This is a genomic window from Amantichitinum ursilacus, from assembly GCF_001294205.1.
Classification (GTDB): domain Bacteria; phylum Pseudomonadota; class Gammaproteobacteria; order Burkholderiales; family Chitinibacteraceae; genus Amantichitinum; species Amantichitinum ursilacus.
Genome location: NZ_LAQT01000001.1, coordinates 1 through 16,879, shown reverse-complemented (window position 1 = coordinate 16,879; position 16,879 = coordinate 1). Strand labels below are relative to the sequence as shown.

The window sequence follows — 16,879 nt, the reverse complement described above, 5'->3', positions numbered from 1 at the left end:
TGGCGGCAACCGCCTTACTTGAATGCATACAACAACGTGCCACCCAGCGTGCGCGGCGCGCCCACCGAAGCGGTGTACAAGCCACCTGCCAGTGGCGCGGTGTTCACCGTTAGCGCATAGCGTTTATCAAACAGATTCTTTACCCACAGCGACGCCTCCCACTGGTCGCCGTTGCCCAGTTTGCCTTTGAGCCCGGTGGCGATATTGGCCAGGCCATAAGCCGGAATCCACGAATACTGCGAATCCGACAAATCGCCATAACTGCCCGAGCGCCAGCCGTAATTGGCGCTGGCGTATTGGCGCAAGCCCGCGCCGACACCCCATTCGTAACTACTGCCCAGATTAAGTATCCAGCGCGGCGCGCCATTGAGCGGCTGGCCGGACAGATCGCACACGGTTGCGCCGGTGGCCTGTTGTTCGGCCGAGCACGGCGCGCGCGTAAACGAACCGTAGGTGGCGCTGTTGTATGACCCATTCAGACCGATCTGCCACGCAGGCAGCGGCACCGCCTTGATGTCGAACTCGATGCCTTTGCTGCGCACGTCGCCCGCATTGGTCATTGCCGCCACCGGTAGGCCGGTAACCGGGTTGGTCAGATAAGTATTGGTCTGGTAGCCGGTCACACGCGTCAGATACAGATTGGCGTTAAGCAGCAAGCGGTGCTGCAGCCATTCGCTCTTGATGCCCAATTCGCCGTCATCGGCTTTTTCGGGATCGACGCGCAAAGAATCCGCGCCCAGGTTAGGCCCACCGGCCACGCCGTTGATGTTATAGCCGCCCGATTTTTCGCCATGCGCCACGGTGGCATAAGCCAACACATCGGGCGTGAGATGCCACGCCGCGCTCAGCAAGCCCGACGGCGCGGTGGACCGATCGCTCAGATCGCCCGAATCCCAAGCACCTGCATACGCAGGCAAATTGCGCGCCGCCACCAGCGCTTTGACTTGCGCGCCACCCACCGGGGCCACGCGGTAGACGCGCGCGGATTTGTCTTCGGTGGTGATACGCACGCCCGCGGTCAGATCCAGCGTTTGCGTGGCGTGCCAGGTGGCCTGGCCAAACAGCGCATAACTGTCGGTCTCGGCCAGGCCGTACGAGCGCGTGCTGACGTTGTTGAACAGGCCGTTGGGCGTGCCCAGAAACGTATCGGCCTGGCTGCCGTAATCACTGAAATTAACGTTGCTGGCGCGCTGGTGAAAGTAATACGCGCCGGTCACATAATCGACCGGGCCGCCGCTGGGCGATGCCAATCGCAATTCTTGTGACACCTGCTGGTCGTCCACATCAAAGCCAGCGTCGAGCATGCCTGGCGCATTGCTGAAATCCACATCGTTGTGCGGGCGGAAATCCCATTTGCGCCACGCGGTAATCGAGGTGAGCGTGTAGCCGCGCAGATTCCACGTTGCTTCCGCCGACAAGCCGCCCTGGTGCACCACTGCTTGCTGCACGCCGTCGATATTGACGTCGGCGTTGTTAAAGTCGGTGGCCAGGCCGGTTGCGCCCGCAGCGGCCGCCGCCACCGCCCATGGCTTTTTGCCCGGCGCCACTGGCCCTTGGCCGTAAACCTGCATGGTGCCGGTGGTGGAATCTTCCTGGTTGTAATCGGCAATCACGCGCAGCGAAAAATCATCGTGCGGCACCCACAAGACCTGGGCACGCGCGCCGCTGCGGTCGATGGCGTTGAGTTTTTGCCCGTCGTTCTGGTTGCTTAGCCAACCGTCGTCGCGCGTTTTATAAACCGCAGCGCTGACGGCGGTGCTGTCGCTGACCGCGCCGGTGGCGCGCGCGTGATATTGCTGCGTATTGCGGCTGCCATAGCTGGCGTCCACGCTGGCCGACGGCGTAAACGACGGCGCTTTGCTGCTGATATTCAGCACGCCTGCCGTGGTGTTCTTGCCAAACAGCGTGCCTTGCGGGCCGCGCAGCAATTCCAGCTGATCAATATCGAGCAGATCAAACACCGCCATGCCGGGCCGACCCAGAAACACATTGTCGAGCACCACGCCCACACTGCCCTCCAGCCCCTCGTTGGCCGGATTGTTGCCCAGCCCGCGCACCGCCAGGCTGGACTGGCGCGCGTGGATAAAGGCGGCATTGGTGTTGGGCAGCAACTGCTGCAAATCCTGCACCTGATACAGATGTTGTTGCTCCAGCGTGCTGCCCTTCAGCGTGCTGATCGGCGCGGGCACGTCTTGCGCCTGTTCCAGCCGCCGCCGCGCAGTCACGGTAACGGCTTCGACGGTGGCTTCGGGCGCGATAACGGCCGTGCTACCGGCGTTGGCCGCGACGGCGGTGGAGGTGTCGGCCAATGCGCCTTGCGCCGCCAGCGTGGCGATCAGGGCGGCCAGCGGCAACGGCATCAAACGGGGTGGGGTCATGGGGTCGGGTGTCCGGGATAAGGAAATCGGCACCCGCCGCGCCGTGGCAGCGCGGCGGGTGTCAGCATCAAGCGGTGGCGGTTTCGGCCTGCGCAGGCGCGGTGGCCTTGGGCGCATCGGGCTGCGGCGCTGCGGGCGCGCCCTTCACCGTGGTCTGGCTGACGCCGCCATCCAGCGACACCGGCACCGTGCCGGCCACCGTCACGCGGTGCATTACGCGATGCGCATCGGCGTAATCATTGATGGCGTAATGCTGGGTGGCGCGGTTATCCCAGATCGCCACATCACCGGCTTGCCAATGCCAGCGCACGGTGTTTTCCAGCCGCGTGACGTAGCTTTGCAGGATGGCGTACAGCGGCGCGAACTCGGTCAGCTTCAGGTCTTTAAAGCGCTTGACGAACTGGCCCAGCAACAGATGGCGCTCGCCGGTTTCCGGATGCACATGCACCACCGGATGCTCGGTCTCGTACACGGTGGACGCAAACACGTCCTTGTAGCGCTTCAGCGCGGCGGCATCCACGTCTTTGGGGTTGATATTGGCGGCGGTGTAGTCGAATTCGTTGCTGTGCACGGCCCACAAGCTATCGGCCAGCGCGCGTAGTTGCGGAGGCAGGTCTTCATACGCGGTGTGCGTGTTGGCCCAGGTGGTATCGCCGCCGCTTTCCGGCACTTTAACCGCGCGCAAAATCGACGCTTTCGGGTAGGCGGCAGTAAAGGTGATGTCGGTGTGCCAGGCATTGGCGCGACCACCGTGGGCGGAATCCAATGCCATCACATAATCGGTGCCTTGCACGGTGGGCACGGTGGGATGCGACACCGGTTTGCCCAGCAATTGCGCAAAGGCTTGTTGCTCGGCGTCGTCCAGCGTCTGGCCACGAAAAAACACCACTTTGTGCGCCAGCAAGGCTTGATGGATAACGTCCAGGCTCTCGGCGGGCAGATGGCGGCCAAGTTGTACGCCACGGATTTCTGCGCCGATGCGGCCAGCGACTTTATGTACGGTAATCGTGCTCATGGTCTTGCTCCTGATTGCGTCAGATTGAAAGAAGTACGGCTTTACAAGGCACAGCCGTCCCCGCTCGTGCGCGGGGCACAAGGCAGACAAGCGACTGTGGAATTAAAGGGAAAAAGAAACGCGGTGCGGGATCAGGCCGCCGGTGCGATGTTTGCGCCGGCGGGGGGCGCAATGTCGGGGCCAGTGCTCAGCGCGATCACGCCCAGCCCGGCGTTGCGGCTTAAATCCGCCGGGTAATGCCGCCACGCCACGTACAGCGACGCCAGCGCCAATGCGCCTGCGATGCCGGTGACGCCGGTCAGCGCCACGCCCAGGCCAAAATGATCCGAAGCCAGGCCGGTCAGAAACGGCCCCGGCAGCGAGCCCAGCACGGCGGCCGACACCACCGCGCAAGTCCCCGAGAACGCCCGCGCGCCGGGGTGGACCAGCTCTTGCGTCATGCTCAGCGCGGCGGTGCTGCCGGTGGAGCCGATCAGCGTGGCCAGCACCATCAGCGCGTATTGCTGCTGCCAGCTTAACGCCAGGCTAAAGGCGGCCAGATACAGCACGGTGGAAATCCCGCCCGTGATGGCGGCAAAGCCGATTTTGCTGCGTACATAGCGCGCACTCAGCTGATCCATAATCCAGCCACCCAACGGCGAGCCCAGCACCGGCAACAACATCAAGCCCCCCGTCAGCAACGACGCGCGTTGCACCGGCAAACCGGCCAGGCGGTTGAAATACGTCGGCAGAAAGTAGAACACCGGCACCCACTGCAGCATGCCCATCGCCGTGTGCACATAGGCCGCCAGCAAAGACGGCGTGCGCAGGATGGCGCGCCGCCAGTCGGCGGGCGTTTGCGTGCTGCTGACGCTGACATCGGCATGGTGATAATCGCGCGCCTTGAACAACAGCGCCGCCACCACCAGGCCCGGCAAAGCCACCACGCCAAAGGCATGGCGCCAGCCGTAATGCGTGGCGATATAACCACCCGCCGCCACCCCCAACGCCATGCCGATCGGCGCGCCAGCGGTAAACAGGCCCATGGCAAACTGGCGCCGACGTTGCGGAAACGCTGCGGCAATCCACGAATACGCGGCCGGCGCATAACCGGCCTCCCCCAGGCCGACGGCGGCGCGTGCGCTGGCCAGTTGACCAAAGCTGCCCGCCAGACCGCCGAGCGCGCTGGCGATGCTCCAGATTGCGCCCATCAGGCTGGCGGTTTTAACGCGGCTCCAGCGGTCGATGACCAGCGAGGTAGGGAAGGCAAACACAATCATGCCCAGCGTCAGCACCGAGTTGAGCAAACCGGCTTGCGCATCGCTGATATGCCATTCGGCTTTGATGGCGGGCAACAGCGCGGCGATGATCATGCGATCGGCAAAATCGAACAGCATTAATAGAGTGAGCAAGCTGAACGCGCGCCAGGTAGGGCCACGGCCAAACAGCCATGCATGCGGGCCGCTGGCGGCGTGCTGCGGCGCGGCGGCGTTAAAGGACAATTGCGGCGCGTTCATGATAAAGCCTTGAAAAACGTCGTTTGCATGGCATGATCCCGGTGGAGTTGGTTTGCAGCGTTGCCGGTGATATTTAATGGAACGCTGTCGTTCCATATAATCTATCGAGCCATTGAACTGTTTTTAAATACTGATTTGTTATATTTATAACTTTCTGGCGCGCTTAGACCAGAAAGCGCAGTCCTATCAATCGCTTAGGCGCATCTCGGCCCGAGCTGGAAGCACCGCACATGCAAAAAACCGTTGTATCGCCCGGACGCCCCAGCGCCGCCACGCAGGCGGAACGCCACGCCATGCTGGTGGACGTCGCCACCGACGAGTTCATCGCCAAAGGCTTTGAAGCCGCCAGCCTGGAGGGCATTGCCAAGGCGGCGGGTGTGGCCAAGCACACCATTTACCGAAATTTTGGGGGTAAGGAAGGCTTGCTGCGCGCGTCGTTATTGCGCGGCTACGGCACATTTGCCGAGCGGCTGACCGATCTGCTGGATCTGGATGCCGAACCTGCGGCCGTGCTGGATGCAGCGGCGCGCCATATTGCGCTCAGCGCCACCGGCGCACGCGGCCTGGCGCTGACGCGGCTGGTGATTGCGCATAAAAACAAACTGGCGGCGCTGGATGAGGTGGTAGCGCATTTAAACGACCAGCTGCGCTATCCGCTGCTGCGCTATTTTTCGGCGCTGCATGAACGTGGCGCGCTGCGCATCGGCAATGTGCAGATCGCCACCGTGCAGTTCATCAATCTCTGCACGCTGGGGCCGTATTACCTGCTGGATGGCGATGCGCAAGCGGTGCAGCGTGGCGAGACGCTGGAGGATATTGTCGCGCCAGCCGTGCGCATGTTCCTGGCTGGCTACGCCGCGTGATGCATAGGGTGGGTCGTGACCCACCAGTTAAAGCGGATGAGCAAAACGCATACGGTCGCGTGCTGATTAGCGTCTTTGAATGGTGGATCTAGTCCCACCCTATGACTATGCGTTCTTTGAATTGCATAGGGTGGGTCATGACCCACCAGTTAAAGCGGATGAGCAAAACGCATACGGTCGCGTGCTGATTAGCGCCTTTGAATGGTGGGACTAGTCCCACCCTATGACCACGCGTTCTTTGAATTGCATAGGGTGGGTCATGACCCACCCATCAAAGCCGATAAGCAAAACGCGTACGGTTGCCTGCTAATCAGGGTCTTTGAATGGTGGGACTAGTCCCACCCTATGACCACGCGTTCTTTGAATTGCATAGGGTGGGTCATGACCCACCCATCAAAGCCGATAAGCAAAACGCGTACGGTTGCCTGCTAATCAGGGTCTTTGAATGGTGGGACTAGTCCCACCCTATGACTGCCACGCAGTTTTAGCGACGCGGTTACCGGCCCAAGTGACGCCCTGGCACAGCGCAAAATACAAAACGCCAGCAAACAAAAACAGTTGCGCCGGATAAATCATCACGCGATTGCTCACTTGCGCGGTCACCATCGCCAGCTCGCCCACGCCGACGATATACGCCAGCGACGTATCCTTGATCAGCGTGACCCACTGGTTAATAAACGACGGCGCCATCATGCGCAGTGCCTGCGGCAAAATCACCAGCCGCAGCGTTTGCCAGTGCGTCAGGCCGGTCGCCAATGCGGCTTCCCACTGGCCTTTGCTGATGCCCTCGATGCCGGCATACACCGCGTGCGCCAGATACGCGGCGCTGATCAGCGTGAGCGCGCACATCACCGACCACACGCCTGGCACGTCGATATGCAGGCAGATCGGCAGCAAAAAATACACCCAGAAAATCAGCATCAACACCGGAATGGCGCGCAGGAACGCCAGCGTACCCAGCAAGGCATGGCGCGGCACGCCGCGCAGCACCGCCAGCAAAATACCGAGCGCCAGGCCCAGCACCGCCGAGCCCAGCGCCGAGCCCGCCGCCAGCACCACGGTCAGCGCCAGCCCACCCAATGGGCCGTCGGGCCAAGCGCCCCACAGCAACCACGGTAGATTGTTTTTGATGACATCCCAGCTGCTTAACGCGTCCATACGGGCCTTTGCCGACGCCAGATTTGCCAGCCGGTTTCGATCAATACAATCAACAGCACATAGCCCAGCGTGGCAAAGCCAAACGCCTGGAAGGTCTTGAAGGTGGCGGATTCCACCTGGCGCGAGGTGTAGGACAGCTCGGCCATGCCAATCGCCATGGTCAACGAAGAATTTTTGACCGCATTCATGATCTGGCCGATCAGCGCGGGCGCGGAAATGCGCAGTGCTTGCGGCAGCACCACAAAGCGGAACGCCTGCGCCGGACGCAAACCGATGGCCAACGCCGCTTCCCATTGCCCCGCCGGTACACCGCGCAAACCGGCGCGGATGTCTTCGGCAAAATAGGCGGCGGTATACAGGGTAAGGCCCAGCGTGGCCGCCAGCGTTTCGGGCGTGGGCCACAAGGCGTGCGGGCTGTTCAGCCATACACGCGCCGCTTCGGGCAGCAAGGCCATCGCGCCGAAGTACCAGAAAAACAGTTGCAGCAACAACGGCGTATTGCGAAACGCCGCCGTATACGCATGCGTTAACGGCAGCCCCCAGCGGTGCCGCCCCGCCAGCGCCAGCGCAAAACCCAACGCCAGCGCCAACGTAACGCACACCGCCGCCAGCACAATCGTCACGGCCAGACCATGGCCTAACAACAGCAGATACGGCCGGTCCAGCCATGCAATTGCAGTCATGTCGGGCTGACCTTATTCGGCGCGGATATGCGCATCGCCAATCTTGAACAGACGCGGCAGCGGCGCTTTGGTGGTCGGGCCAAACCAGCGGTCATAAATGGTCTGCGCCGAGCCGGTTTTTTCGAGGTCGTGCAACGTGTCATTCAGAAACGCCACCAGACGCGTCTCGCCCTTGGGCACGCCCACGCCTTCCAGTTCTTCTGAAATCGAGAACGGTGGGATTTCGTACTTATCCTTGTCCGGCAACGCGCCCAGAATCGCCACCAGTTTGGAGCCATCCTGCGTAATCGCCTGCACATTGCCATTGCGCAACGCGGCCAGCGCAAACGGGGTGTCATCAAACAGCACCACCTGCGCGCTCGGGTATTTCTGGCGCAGCGTGGCTTCCATGGTGGTGCCCTTGTCCGCGCCCACACGCAGGCTGGTGATTTGCTGCGGGTTCTTTAACGTGCCCTTCTTCGCCAGAAACTGCTGGCCCGAGGCGAAGTACGGCACGCTGAAATCGATGACTTTGGCGCGCTCATCGGTGATGGTGAAATTGGCAAACACCAGATCCACTTTGTTGGCCGCCAGCAGCGGAATGCGGTTGGCCGGATTGGTGGGCGTAATTTCGAGCTTGACGCCCAGGCGCTTGGCCACTTCGTTGGCGTAATCCACATCCAGACCGACGATCTTGTGGGTTTTTTCATCGACAAACCCAAACGGCGGGTTGCCATCAAACGCGGCAACGCGCAGCACGCCCGCCTTTTTGATGTCATCCAGCCGGTCGGCCATGGCAATGGCGGGGATAAGCGCGGTGGCCAGCAAGGCAGCAAGCAGCGTCGTTTTCATGATCGTTTTTTCCTGTGCGGTGGGGTTTGGAAGTGCAAACAGGAAGCGATCGTGAGGCTTTTCTTATAAACTTACAAATTATATAAATTTATCTTTATAGATTTTTATCTTATTTATAGATTGCCTACCGATAAATTTCTGCCTGACCCGTGCTTGCTGCAGCGCGCCACGGAGGCTATGCTCGACACAATTAAGCATAAAAAAGCATTTTTATCCGGAGCAGGCCATGATTCATCGGTTCTCGATCTCAAACTATCTGTCCATCAAGGAAGCGCTGGAAATCGACCTGCGCGTGACGCCTGGCCAAGGCGACGACAACACATCTTTTATCGCGCCCAGTGGCCAGCGATTATCCAAGGCGCAATTGTTGGTAGGCGCCAACGCGTCGGGCAAAACCAATATTCTGCATGCGCTCAATGCGCTGTCTTATTTCACGCTGATGTCGTTTTCGTTGGCTCCGGACGCACCGACCGGCTTTGAGCCGCATATGTTCAGCCAGTCTGACATCAGCGAATTCCGCATCACCTTTGAGTCTGATGGCGAAATCTATGAATACCAGCTGGCGGTCACTCCAGAGCAAGTTGTCTTAGAGAGTCTGAAAAAGAAAACAAGTCGATTGTTTAGCCGGATATTCAGTCGCGATTGGGACGAAACCACCGCTAGCTATTTTATTCAGGGCATTAATGCAAAAAGCGCGCGCCTGGTGCGCAAAAATTGCTCTTTGCTGGCGTGGCTGCGCCAACACAATGAAGGTGGAATGGAGGTATTGCATACCCAACTTGAGCTGGGTGCCTGGTCGGGCAATATGTATCCGGCGGGTGAAAAAGCTAAATTACCCGGTGATTTTTTGATCGAACGCTCGGCAGAGATTCTAGCGGGCGATCCCGAATTGGTGCCCGCCGTATTGTCAGTTTTAAAACGATTTGACATCTGCATCGACGACATTCAATTGCTGGAAACCGGCACCTCAGGTATCTGGATACCCTACTTTGTGCACAAGCAGGGCAACAAGGTTAAAAACCTGTCGGTGTATGCGGAATCAAGTGGCACAAAGCGATTGTTTGGCTTGCTGGGGGTTCTGCTCAATGCAATCAAAGACAGCTCGCTGATTCTGCTGGACGAGATCGAAGACGATTTACATCCGGTTATGCTTGAAGCGTTGTTTAAATTGTTTTTGAGCAAGGAATTTAATCCGCATAACGCGCAGCTGATCATTGCGACGCATGCCATCGAACTGATGAACCGGCTGCACAAAGGCCAGATTACCCTGGTGGAAAAACACGACCATGCCACTGAAACTTATGCGCTTTCCCAAGTCGAGGGCGTTCACTCCCGTGACAATTTTATGGGCAAGTATATTGCGGGAGCGTATGGCGCCATTCCGGAGATTTTTTAATGATCCGGAAAGTGGTCAAGCAGCGAGAAACCATATTGATCATTTGTGAAGGCCGCACTGATGAGGCGTTCTTCAAGTTTCTTCGGCAAATGTTCATGTCGCAGGGCCACGCGGCGGCGGGTCCGAAAATCACCATCAAAGACGCTGGCGGAATGGGCGGTCTGCACGTTTGCCGGACCGCGTTGAGGGAGCCCGGCGAATATACCCATCGCGTGGTGGTCTACGATGGCGATGTTGATGCGCCGCTCGCCATAAAACAAGAAATCCTGGCCAAGGGCTGGTCTTTAATCGTCATTGACCAATGTATTGAAGCCCTGTTGCTAACCTTGCTTCAACGCCGTGTTCCGGCTAATAGCAACGCTTGCAAAATTGCGATGCAAGCCGTCACGAAAGCCAGTTTGATGGAAGTGGAAACCTACGCCGCTATGTTGACGCAAAGGCGGATATTGGAGGCAAAAGATCGCATCCCACAGCTCGCCGAGGTACTGCGACATTTCGGCGTGGCCTGAACGATCAAACGACTGGCCCGCTTGATATCCAGCCCGCCGCCCGCACAGTTTGCCCAGCGACGCGCGCAACGCACGCGGTCTGCTTCCACGATGCTGTCCTCATCACCGACCCCGCATTCCCAGCCACGGAGCCTTTCCATGATCGATCTTTATTACTGGCCCACGCCCAACGGCCTGAAATTGACGTTGTTTCTTGAGGAAACCGGTCTGCCCTACACGCTGCATCTGGTCAATATCGGCAAAGGTGAGCAATTTACCCCGGAATTTCTGGCAATTTCGCCCAACAATCGCATGCCGGCCTTGGTTGACCATGCGCCCGCGGATGGCGGCGCGCCGATTGCGTTGTTTGAATCGGGTGCGATGTTGCAATATCTGGCCGAGAAAACCGGTCAATTTTTGCCGACGGAAACACGCGCCAAATATGAAGTGCTGAAATGGTTGTTCTGGCAAATGGCGGGATTGGGCCCGATGGCGGGACAGAATGGTCACTTCAACCGTTATGCGCCCGAGCGTGTGCCCTATGCGATTGAGCGTTACGAGAAAGAAACCAATCGTTTGTACGGCGTGCTGAACAAACAACTGGAAGGTCGGGATTTTATTGCGGGCAGCGAATATTCGATTGCCGATATGGCCGCGTATCCGTGGATCGTGCCGCACGAAACGCACAATCAAAAGCTCGAAGATTTCCCCAATCTGCTGCGTTGGTTTAACACCATCCAAGCGCGCCCGGCCACGCAACGCGCGTACAAGGATGTGGCCAAACCTGCGCCTGGCGCGGTGCAGCTTTCGGACGACGAACGCAAGGTTCTGTTTGGCCAGACTGCGGCGAATATCAAGCCGCAATAAGCGCGCCAGCGCGCCATAAAACAGGGCGATTGCTGCACGCAATCGCCCTGTTTGCATCCACCGCAAACCTGCGGCTTATTGTTGCGACGGCACGAATTCTTCCATTACTGCTTTGCGCATCAATTCGGGCGGCAGCAAGCCTTGTTTGATCACAAAGTCATTAAATGCCTGCAATTTAAACTTTGATCCCAGCACCAATTGCGTTTGCGTCAGCAGGCTACGCAGATTGGTATAACCGAAGTAATACGCGGTGGCCTGGCCGGGGCTGTTAAAGGCGTAACGGTCGATTTCTGATTGCGCCAACGGCTCGGATAGCACCACATCGTTCATCAATACTTGTTTGGCTTCTTCCGGGGTAATACGGCCGGTATTGATCATGGGATCGAGAAATGCGCGCGCCACGCGCATCAGGCGGTTTTGCAACGAAATCAATTGTGCATCCAGCGGCATATACGGTTCGATCATCGCCTCGCAATACACCGCCCAACCTTCCACATTGGCGCTGTTCTCGGCAAAGATGGCACGCGGAATCGACACGCCCTGCTCCACCATCGACGAATACTGCAATTCGTGACCGGGTCGCGCTTCATGCGCGGTTAAAGTCCACGAGGCGGCCACATGGGTATCGTCATCCATTTTGGCGTCCGATTTGGCATGCGGATTGGACGTGGTAATCACGAATTCGCCGTATTCGCCGGTATTGCCCAACAGGCGCGGCGGGTTCATGAATGGCGAGCCCACGCTGGCCGATTCCGCATCAGTGGCGGGCCGGATATGCGCGGCGCGATTGGGCAAGGTAATCAGATGTTCACGCCGGATAATCGCTTCGATTTGCGCCAGCGTATCGCGGTAATGCGGCAGCATTTCGGCTGCCGGCACTTGCTGCTTTTTAAGCTCGCGGATCACATCGTGATAATCGGCAGATTTGTAATTGCGCTGCTCGGCCAGCCGCGCGGCCACTGCGCGCATGCTGTCTTTTACTTCTTGATAATCAGCGCCGGCCCGCAGGATCAATTCATCCGGGCTAATGCTCACGCCGTAATTGCGCAAATCATTGGCGTAGATGGCCGCCGGTGGGCGTGGTGTTTTACGCGCCAGCGGCGTGAGCGTTTTGCGCGCCCAATCGCCATAGGCATGCAATTGCTGGCTGAGCACGGCAAATGGCTGTTCCCACCCCGTTAATCCGGCTTTGGTGAAATCCTCTTTGATGCCATCGAGCATCACATCAATATTGTCGAGTTGCTGGTTTAAATCTTCGATATACGGGCCGGTCACCCCCGCACGTTGGATATTTTCTTCGGTGCGGGCGCGGGCCAGATCCACCAGCGGCGTATAACCCTTTTCCAGACCGGCATAACGGTTTAGCCGTTGCAATGCACGGCGTTGCCGATCCGCTTTATTGCGCGGTTCCAGCAAGGTATCCAGACCAAACCAGACGGTTTTAGGCACGTCGATATAGTCGAGCAATAAATCATGTTCCAGCTGTTGCGTATCCATATTGCGATGCACCGCATCCAGCGTAATTTCCAGATCCTGGCGCACTTTGGGCGGCAGCGTGGTTTTTTGCTCGACCAGCAATTGCGCCAGCACTTTTTCGCTATCGGCGCGGCGGCGTTCATACACCTTGGGCTTTAGATCGACCACTTCAGTATCGAATTCTTCCTGACCAAAACTCGATACGGTTTCGGGCTCGTATTTAGCCGGAATCTGCATTACCGGCATGGCCAGCGCATTGCTCTGCGCCACCCAGTCCGGAATGGCGGCGTGGACCGCAGTGGCCGTGGTCAAGCCTAACGAAATTGCCAGCGGCACAGCCGCCCAGGTAGCGCGTAGATGCATGGGGTCTCCAGTTTGGTTTGTTGCCCGCGCGCCTTGTGAGCGCGGCGGGCATTTTTTAACTGGATGACGGTACGGGCGCAGCGGGGCGGCGTCAAACCGCGCTGGTCGGATGTGGTTTCAACGCCGTGTCAGGCGTGCGTGCAGGCCGGCCCATGCACATGCGCGTCATTCCACGCCGAACCCAGGATCAGGCTGCAGAAATTAACCCGTTTGTAGCCCGGGTCTTTCAGCGCCAGCACGTCGGCTTTGACGTTGCCGAAGGTACTTTCCGGCTTGTGTTTGGTGCCTTGGGCAAACGCGTCGATGATGCCTTCTTTAAAGTGGGATTCACGCGGGTGCACGGCGATGACCGCGTTGCGTTCGGCGGCGCTGAAGCCGTCGTAATCCAGGCCCAGCACGTCCATTTCCACACCCGCCGTCACCAGCGCCACCACTGGTTTTTTGTGCTGCGGAATGCCGGGCGTGGTGTGCAAGGCGATGGCATCCCACACTTGGTCGATGTCGGCTTCATCGATGTGATAGCCACGCAAAAAGTCGCGCGCTGCGTTGGCGCCGTCGACTTCAAAACGATCATGCGGGCTGCTGTAGGGTGCTTGCAGGCCCATGTCGTGGAACATGGCGCCGATGTACAGCAGCTCGCTATCAAACCGCAGTTGCTTGCGCTGCCCGGCCAGCGCGCCAAACAGAAACACGCGGCTGGAATGGTGGAACAGCAAATCGGATTCGGTATCGCGCACCAACTGGGTGGCGGCGCGAGCCATCTGGCTATCGGGGATCAGGATACCGGCGACGGTTTTCATGGTGAGGCGCTCTGCGTTAAGGTATGCAGCCACTTTAGAGACCGGCGCAGCGTGCAACAATGCGGGCGATACGCCGCAGGCTGCCATGCATACGCCGCTTTCTGCCAACGCCACAAAACACTGTTAAAACAAGGGCCTCGCATGCGTCATATCGCGATTGCAATCTTCCCCGGCGTGCAGTTACTGGATGTGGCCGGGCCGATGGATGTGTTTGACGAGGCCAATACGTTTATTGATGCCGATGCGGCCTATCGCGTACGCCTGGTGGCGGCGACGCCAGCGCCGGTGCGCGCCTCCAACGGTTCGCGTTTGTTGCCTGATCAGACTTTTGCGCAAGGCGCGGCGGGCTTTGACACGGTGCTGGTGGCCGGTGGCCCGGCACTGCCCGAGCGCGCGCCCGACGCCGCGTTGTCGGGCTTTCTGATGGATGCGGCGCAGGTTTGTGCGCGCTTTGGCTCGGTGTGTACCGGCGCATTTGCGCTGGCGCACGCCGGTTTGCTGGCGGGCCGGCATGTCACCACGCATTGGCAGAACGCGCCGCGGCTGGCCGCGCAATATCCGCAAGCGCGCGTGGAGCTGGATCGCATTTATATCCGTGATGGCAAGTTGTTTACTTCGGCCGGCGTTACCGCAGGCATTGATCTGACCTTGGCGCTGGTCGCGGAAGACCACGGCGCGGATGTGGCGCTGGCCGTGGCCAAGCGGCTGGTGGTGTTTACCCAGCGGCGCGGCGGGCAATCGCAATTCAGTCCGTACGTAAGCGCGCGGCCCGATCTGGCCACCGCTTCGGGCAAGGCGCAGGCCTATGTGCTGGCGCACATCAATCAGCGCATCAGCGTGGAGCAACTGGCGGACGCAGCCGGCATGAGCGCGCGCAATTTCGCCCGGGTGTTTGTGCAGGAAACGGGCATTACGCCCAATGAATTTGTCGAACGCTCGCGTGTTGATCTGGCGCGCAGCTTGCTGGAAACCACCGCCGCGCCGTTAAAAGTGGTGGCCTACGATTGCGGCTTTAGCAGCGCCGAGCTGATGCGACGAGTGTTGGTGCGTCGCATCGGCGTGTCGCCAGCCGATTATCGCGCGGCGTTCTCGGCCCCGTCCGCCCGACCCGCCGCCGCCTAGGACAGCATTCCCAGTTGTTCCAGCGCGGGCAGCACCAGCAGGCCGGTTGCCACGCAATACAACACAAATGCCGCCACTTTGCCCCAAACGCCCGACCGTGCCGGGTTATGCAATACGCCGCCCATTGCGCTTCCGCCTGTGTCTGCCCTGAATGCTAGTGTATGCAAATACTTCAACGTTTACAGCTACTTGCCGTAGCATTTTTTAACCTGAAGTCGCAGTTTTACAAACGGGGCCCTTCCGACCGATGGCATGTGCGGTGCAGCAGACTAAGATAAGGACTTCCAACGCCACTCAAGAGCCCGCCATGACCCCATTTGACGCCATCGTAATCGGTACCGGACAGGGCGGCGCGCCGCTGGCGGTCAAGCTGGGGGCGCAAGGCCTGAAAACCGCGGTCATCGAACGCGGCGCGTTTGGCGGCACTTGCGTTAACGTCGGCTGCACGCCCACCAAGGCTTATGTGGCCTGCGCCCGCGCCGCGCATGTGGCGCGTAACGCTGAACAATGGGGCGTGCAGATCAAGGGCTCGATTACCGTGGATCTGGACGCCATCAAAACGCGCAAGGACGAGATCATTGGCCGCTCGCGCGAGGGCGTCGAGCAATGGCTGCGCAGCGCCGACAATGTCACTGTGTTTAACGGCCACGCGCGCTTTATTGATGCGCACAGCGTCAGCGTCACTGGCGCGGACGGCAAGATCAGCGCGCAGCTGAGCGCCGACAAGATCTTTATCAACACCGGCACGCGCCCGCTGATCCCCGAAATCGCCGGGCTGGAAACCGTCCGCTATTACACCAACAGCAGCATGCTGGAACTGACCAATCTGCCCAGCCATCTGGTCATCATTGGCGGCAGTTACATTGCGCTGGAATTCGCACAAATCTTTCGCCGCTTTGGCAGTCGCGTCACCGTGCTGGTACGTGGCCAGCGCATTCTGGGGCGCGAAGATGAGGATGTGGCGCTGGCGATGCAAGACATGCTCAGCGCCGAGGGCATCCAGTTCCGCTTTGGCGCGGAGCCCAGCCATGTCGAGCCCACTGGCCATGGCGGCGTCAAATTGTGGATGGAGGCCGATGTGCTGGAAGCCAGCCATCTATTGCTGGCCACCGGTCGCACGCCTAACACCGATGATCTGGGCCTGGGCTATGCGCATCTGCCCACCGATCACCAGGGCTTGATTGCGGTGGATGGCCAGTTGCGCACCAGCGTGCCGGGCGTATGGGCGATCGGCGACATCAACGGCCGCGGCGCGTTTACCCATACCTCGTATGACGACTATCAGATCGTGGCGGCCAACCTGTTTGATGGCGCTCATCGCAGCGTGGACGACCGCATCATGGCGTATGCGGTATTTACTGATCCCCCGCTGGCGCGCGTGGGCCTGTCGGAATCCGACGTGCGCCGCACCACCAAACCGGCGCTGATCGCCACGCTGCCGATGCAACGCGTGGGCCGCGCGCGCGAACGCGGTGAGACCACCGGCTTTATGAAGGTGCTGGTGGATGAACGCAGCGAACGCATTATCGGCGCCAGCATTCTGGGCATCGAAGCCGACGAGGCGATCCATACCTTTATCGACACCATGCGCGCCGGCGCCAGTTATCGCGTATTGCAGCGCGCGATGCACATCCACCCGACCGTGAGCGAGCTGGTACCGACCTTGCTGGATGGGCTGCAGCCGTTGAAGCCAGCAGTTTGATCCCGTGGTGAGAGCGGATAACCCGGCTTTCCCCCGCCCGGCATGACAGTGCGCAGACCGTTATAGGGTGGGTCAAGACCCACCATCCACAGCCGCAACTCGAGCCAGCCGCGCTCTGCGATGCCGCTTTGATGGGTGGGTCGAGACCCACCCTATGCGAGGCGCATCGTTAAACCGTAGCCGTTAACGCCGGCAATTTCATCCCGGTGGTGAGAGCGGATAACCCGGCTTTCCCCAGCCC

General features: G+C 59.6%; 15 protein-coding genes. 6 read left to right on the top strand and 9 right to left on the bottom strand.

Annotation, left to right across the window (positions count from 1 at the left end):
• Positions 1-14 precede the first annotated feature (14 nt).
• The 3 genes from WG78_RS00070 to WG78_RS00060 all read right to left on the bottom strand — a co-directional run bounded on the left by WG78_RS00070 (position 15) and on the right by WG78_RS00060 (position 4,889).
• A complete protein-coding gene (locus tag WG78_RS00070) occupies positions 15-2,378 on the bottom strand; it encodes a TonB-dependent receptor (RefSeq protein WP_053935749.1) in 2,364 nt (787 codons plus the stop codon).
• 67 nt (positions 2,379-2,445) lie between these two features.
• Positions 2,446-3,393 (bottom strand): TauD/TfdA dioxygenase family protein, encoded by a 948-nt coding sequence (locus tag WG78_RS00065; protein WP_053935748.1) that lies wholly within the window; start codon positions 3,391-3,393, stop codon positions 2,446-2,448.
• A gap of 131 nt (positions 3,394-3,524) precedes the next feature.
• Positions 3,525-4,889 carry an MFS transporter gene (locus WG78_RS00060; protein WP_083458647.1) on the bottom strand — a complete coding sequence of 455 codons (1,365 nt, stop codon included), beginning with the start codon at positions 4,887-4,889 and terminating at the stop codon, positions 3,525-3,527.
• Positions 4,890-5,119: 230 nt separating this feature from the next.
• Here WG78_RS00060 and WG78_RS00055 point away from each other — a divergent pair, with 230 nt between their 5' ends.
• Entirely contained in the window at positions 5,120-5,752 is a 633-nt protein-coding gene (locus tag WG78_RS00055) for a TetR/AcrR family transcriptional regulator (RefSeq protein ID WP_053935747.1), read from the top strand.
• A gap of 465 nt (positions 5,753-6,217) precedes the next feature.
• On the opposite strand, the gene WG78_RS00050 is transcribed toward WG78_RS00055, so the two are convergent.
• The 3 genes from WG78_RS00050 to WG78_RS00040 are packed head-to-tail and all read right to left on the bottom strand — an operon-like array spanning position 6,218 to position 8,424.
• Complete coding sequence (locus WG78_RS00050; RefSeq protein ID WP_053935746.1) at positions 6,218-6,910, bottom strand: amino acid ABC transporter permease; 693 nt, start codon at positions 6,908-6,910, stop codon at positions 6,218-6,220.
• Positions 6,898-7,593: an amino acid ABC transporter permease gene (locus WG78_RS00045; RefSeq protein WP_053935745.1), complete on the bottom strand. Its 696-nt coding sequence runs from the start codon at positions 7,591-7,593 to the stop codon at positions 6,898-6,900. Before WG78_RS00045 ends, WG78_RS00050 begins: the two co-directional genes overlap by 13 nt.
• Before the next feature lie 12 nt (positions 7,594-7,605).
• Positions 7,606-8,424, bottom strand: a complete 819-nt coding sequence (locus WG78_RS00040) for an ABC transporter substrate-binding protein (RefSeq protein WP_053935744.1) — start codon at positions 8,422-8,424, stop codon at positions 7,606-7,608.
• Positions 8,425-8,650: 226 nt separating this feature from the next.
• On the opposite strand from WG78_RS00040, the gene WG78_RS00035 reads away from it, so the two are divergent.
• From WG78_RS00035 to WG78_RS00025, 3 genes are all read left to right on the top strand, one after another.
• Positions 8,651-9,820 carry an AAA family ATPase gene (locus WG78_RS00035; RefSeq protein ID WP_053935743.1) on the top strand — a complete coding sequence of 390 codons (1,170 nt, stop codon included), beginning with the start codon at positions 8,651-8,653 and terminating at the stop codon, positions 9,818-9,820.
• Positions 9,820-10,329, top strand: a complete 510-nt coding sequence (locus WG78_RS00030) for a hypothetical protein (RefSeq protein WP_053935742.1) — start codon at positions 9,820-9,822, stop codon at positions 10,327-10,329. Before WG78_RS00035 ends, WG78_RS00030 begins: the two co-directional genes overlap by 1 nt.
• A gap of 138 nt (positions 10,330-10,467) precedes the next feature.
• Positions 10,468-11,175 (top strand): glutathione binding-like protein, encoded by a 708-nt coding sequence (locus WG78_RS00025; RefSeq protein ID WP_053935741.1) that lies wholly within the window; start codon positions 10,468-10,470, stop codon positions 11,173-11,175.
• A gap of 75 nt (positions 11,176-11,250) precedes the next feature.
• On the opposite strand, the gene WG78_RS00020 is transcribed toward WG78_RS00025, so the two are convergent.
• Entirely contained in the window at positions 11,251-13,014 is a 1,764-nt protein-coding gene (locus WG78_RS00020; RefSeq protein WP_053935740.1) for a DUF885 domain-containing protein, read from the bottom strand.
• 128 nt (positions 13,015-13,142) lie between these two features.
• Positions 13,143-13,814 (bottom strand): HD domain-containing protein, encoded by a 672-nt coding sequence (locus WG78_RS00015; RefSeq protein ID WP_053936157.1) that lies wholly within the window; start codon positions 13,812-13,814, stop codon positions 13,143-13,145.
• 141 nt (positions 13,815-13,955) lie between these two features.
• Here WG78_RS00015 and WG78_RS00010 point away from each other — a divergent pair, with 141 nt between their 5' ends.
• Entirely contained in the window at positions 13,956-14,936 is a 981-nt protein-coding gene (locus WG78_RS00010; RefSeq protein WP_053935739.1) for a GlxA family transcriptional regulator, read from the top strand.
• On the opposite strand, the gene WG78_RS23225 is transcribed toward WG78_RS00010, so the two are convergent.
• Positions 14,933-15,061 (bottom strand): hypothetical protein, encoded by a 129-nt coding sequence (locus WG78_RS23225; protein ID WP_269082641.1) that lies wholly within the window; start codon positions 15,059-15,061, stop codon positions 14,933-14,935. The genes WG78_RS00010 and WG78_RS23225 overlap by 4 nt on opposite strands.
• Positions 15,062-15,243: 182 nt before the next feature.
• Between WG78_RS23225 and WG78_RS00005 the strand changes: the two genes are divergently transcribed.
• The gene (locus WG78_RS00005; RefSeq protein ID WP_053935738.1) at positions 15,244-16,638 is read left to right on the top strand and encodes an FAD-containing oxidoreductase; all 1,395 of its coding nucleotides are present in this window, start codon (positions 15,244-15,246) and stop codon (positions 16,636-16,638) included.
• Positions 16,639-16,879: the final 241 nt, after the last annotated feature.